At 54.1% G+C, this 2,675-nt stretch carries 4 protein-coding genes; 1 reads left to right on the top strand and 3 read right to left on the bottom strand.

Annotation, left to right across the window (positions count from 1 at the left end; all coding sequences use genetic code 11):
* Positions 1–412: 412 nt before the first annotated feature.
* Complete coding sequence (locus M0Q23_09945) at positions 413–955, bottom strand: hypothetical protein (GenBank protein ID MCK9528935.1); 543 nt, start codon at positions 953–955, stop codon at positions 413–415.
* Between the two features lie 307 nt (positions 956–1,262).
* On the opposite strand from M0Q23_09945, the gene M0Q23_09940 reads away from it, so the two are divergent.
* The gene (locus M0Q23_09940) at positions 1,263–1,466 is read left to right on the top strand and encodes a DUF6485 family protein (GenBank protein ID MCK9528934.1); all 204 of its coding nucleotides are present in this window, start codon (positions 1,263–1,265) and stop codon (positions 1,464–1,466) included.
* A 3-nt stretch (positions 1,467–1,469) separates the two neighbouring features.
* Here M0Q23_09940 and M0Q23_09935 read toward each other — a convergent pair whose 3' ends face one another.
* Positions 1,470–1,757 carry a hypothetical protein gene (locus M0Q23_09935; GenBank protein ID MCK9528933.1) on the bottom strand — a complete coding sequence of 96 codons (288 nt, stop codon included), beginning with the start codon at positions 1,755–1,757 and terminating at the stop codon, positions 1,470–1,472.
* A 12-nt stretch (positions 1,758–1,769) separates the two neighbouring features.
* Positions 1,770–2,675 (bottom strand): dihydroorotate dehydrogenase (locus tag M0Q23_09930; GenBank protein MCK9528932.1); only part of this gene is annotated, 906 nt, incomplete at its 5' end.

Genomic DNA, 2,675 nt, shown 5'->3' with positions numbered 1-2,675 from the left:
TATTTGTGCTTGAGCGAGGTGATGATCAGACCGCCCATCACCAGGCAACCCAGCTGGAAGTAGGGAAAGGTCCCGCCCGCAGCCGCCGTCGCCACATACTCCGCGTAGGCGAAAGATGTCGTAACCAAAACTACAAAAGCCGTCATAATTATTGTCTGTGCCATGCGTTTCATTGTCCCGTCCTCCTTGTGTCCGGTTGTCTGTGTATCCTTTCACCTTACTCTAATGAAAAAACCGTGCCAAAAGAACCAGAAAACAAGAAAAAGCTCGCTAAATGATGAATATAACTGATCTATAAGAAAATGACCGGAACGGACAAAGGGGCACAACAGGACAAAAAAAGACGGCCGCTTTTAACAAAGCGTTACGAGCGTTGAACGGAATATGCAATTGTCAGGACATCGCGGGGGTTTTACTGACCGCCCGTACCGACGACGAATCCGGCCGGGGGTAAACCCGTATCCGAAGATGTACCCGCCTTGGTGGCGAGAAAGGCCGGACCAAGTTTCCTGATGTGATCGTTAATGTTATCGAAATAGTTGAAATGACGCTGTTCCTCGTCGATGATGACTTCAAAGATGTTCATGCTTGTGCTGTCACCATTGTCTTTGCAGACGGCGAGAAAGGCATTGTACTTCTCGATGGTGTCATCCTCGAGATTCGCGTCGAAGGGGTACACCGCCTCCACTTTTTGGGCCTTCTTGACGCCTCCGGCGGGTTCCGTCGTCGGTTCTCCTCCCAACTCCTTGATTCTCTCGGCGAAGATCTCGGCGTGCCTCATCTCGTCAATGGCAATAAGCTTCATCTTCGCGGCAAGTTCACCGTAATCCATGTCATCCAGGTTATAGTGCTGGTTCATGTATTGGTAAATCGCCTGCAGCTCCATGGCCCGTGCCGTGTTCAGAACATCCACAACCCGCGCCTTCCTTTCTTCCCTCGAGTTCTTTTTTTTCATAGTCATAGCTCCTCTCCCCCTCGGCTGGTGTGTCCGACTCCCATGGAAATCCGGTGCATACAGGTGGAACGAAACCGTGACGGTTCCGCTGTTTCGCGTTTCGCTTCACGAAACACGATGCTTCAGTGTAGTCCTCCCGGCGGCATGTTTCAAGCCGAAACTTCCCCCCGGTCCTGTTATGTCACGGACAATCAAATCCGTGAAAAACCAGACGTTCGCAAGCCGGCCATGGTGGCGCCTCTTGACCGCGGGCTTCCTCTGTTCTATCATTCCCGCACATTCACCGTTTCCAAGGGAGGTATTCTTCGTGGAGTGTAAAAAAGAAAAAAATCTCGAACTCTGCATCTGCACGTACGACCCCTGCTCCAGAAAGGGTATGTGCTGTGACTGCGTCATGTATCATCTGAAGAAGCGGGAGATTCCGGGATGTTTCTTTCCGAAAGACGCCGAAAGAACCTATGATCGGTCCTTTGAGCATTTCGCTCGCCTGGTGGCGGAAAAGCGGGTCTGACCGTCAGTTTTGACGCAATTGCCTTTCAATACAGGACCTGACAGCACGTTTCGATGTAAAGATGCCGAAATGACCCTCACAGAGGATATCGGCCTCCATATCCAGGAGCCTGTTCATGGATTCTTTCCATGCCTCGATAGCGGAGCGGAAGGCCGACCGGCCGGCCCCCGCGTCGATCATGACCAGTTGTGTTTCACAGTCCAGGAGAAACGCCGTGGCCTCTTCCGGATGCGAAACAGAGGGGCCTCCCACCAGGTAGACACCCGCCGCTATTTCTTCGATGGTTGCCATCACAGATATTCCTCACAGACGCAGTGAGCCCACGATGTCGTTTACATCGCCGAAGCCGCCGGCGATGAGATACTCCCTGATTCCGTCGATGATCTCGATTGTTACCGCCGGATTAATAAAGTTTGCCGTTCCCACCTGCACGGCCCGGGCTCCGGCAATGAGAAATTCCAGTGCATCCCTGCTGTTCATGATCCCCCCCATACCGATGAGAGGGACGGAAACCGCCCGGGCGGTTTCCCAGACCATGCGCAGGGCAACAGGCTTGATGGCCGGACCCGAAAGGCCTCCTGTAACGTTTCCGAGACGGGGCCTGCGGGTATCTACATCGATGGCCATGCCCTTTATCGTATTGATGAGGGAAATTGCATCGGCCCCGGCCTTCTCGACCGATCGGGCGATGATGCGGATATCGGTCACGTTGGGAGTCAGCTTTACGATGAGCGGCAGGCGGGTGGCGTTTCGTACGGCGCTGACGACCTCGCCGGCAAGGTCAGGGTCGGACCCGAAATCGACACCGCCCTTCTTCACGTTGGGACAGGAAATATTGACCTCGAGCCCGGCAATGCCGTCACACCCGTCGAGCCCTTCTGCAACCCTCACGTAGTCCTCGATGGTTTCACCAAATATATTAACTATTACAGCTGTATTCAGGCTTCTCAGATACGCCGCTTTCTCCGCCAGAAAAACCTCGAGGCCGACGTTTTCCAGACCGATGGCATTGAGCATGCCCGACGAGGTCTCCATGATCCTGGGGGGCCTGTTGCCCGTCCGGGGCTGGGGCGATATACCCTTTACCACGATACCGCCGAGGCGGTTCAGGTCCAGATAGGATTCATACTCCTGCCCGTACCCGAAAGTTCCCGAAGCGGTCATGACGGGGTTTTTCATTTCTATGCCGCCCAGGGAAACGGCCATGTT

It is taken from the genome of Syntrophales bacterium (assembly GCA_023228425.1).
Classification (GTDB): domain Bacteria; phylum Desulfobacterota; class Syntrophia; order Syntrophales; family UBA2210; genus MLS-D.
This window is presented reverse-complemented; position numbering and strand designations above follow the sequence as displayed.

What these genes read in the sequence shown, in the direction of transcription:
- M0Q23_09945 (MCK9528935.1), bottom strand. Translation starts at nt 955, where the DNA reads ATGAAAAAAAAGAACTCGAGGGAAGAAAGGAAGGCGCGGGTTGTGGAT.
- M0Q23_09935 (MCK9528933.1), bottom strand. Translation starts at nt 1,757, where the DNA reads ATGGCAACCATCGAAGAAATAGCGGCGGGTGTCTACCTGGTGGGAGGC.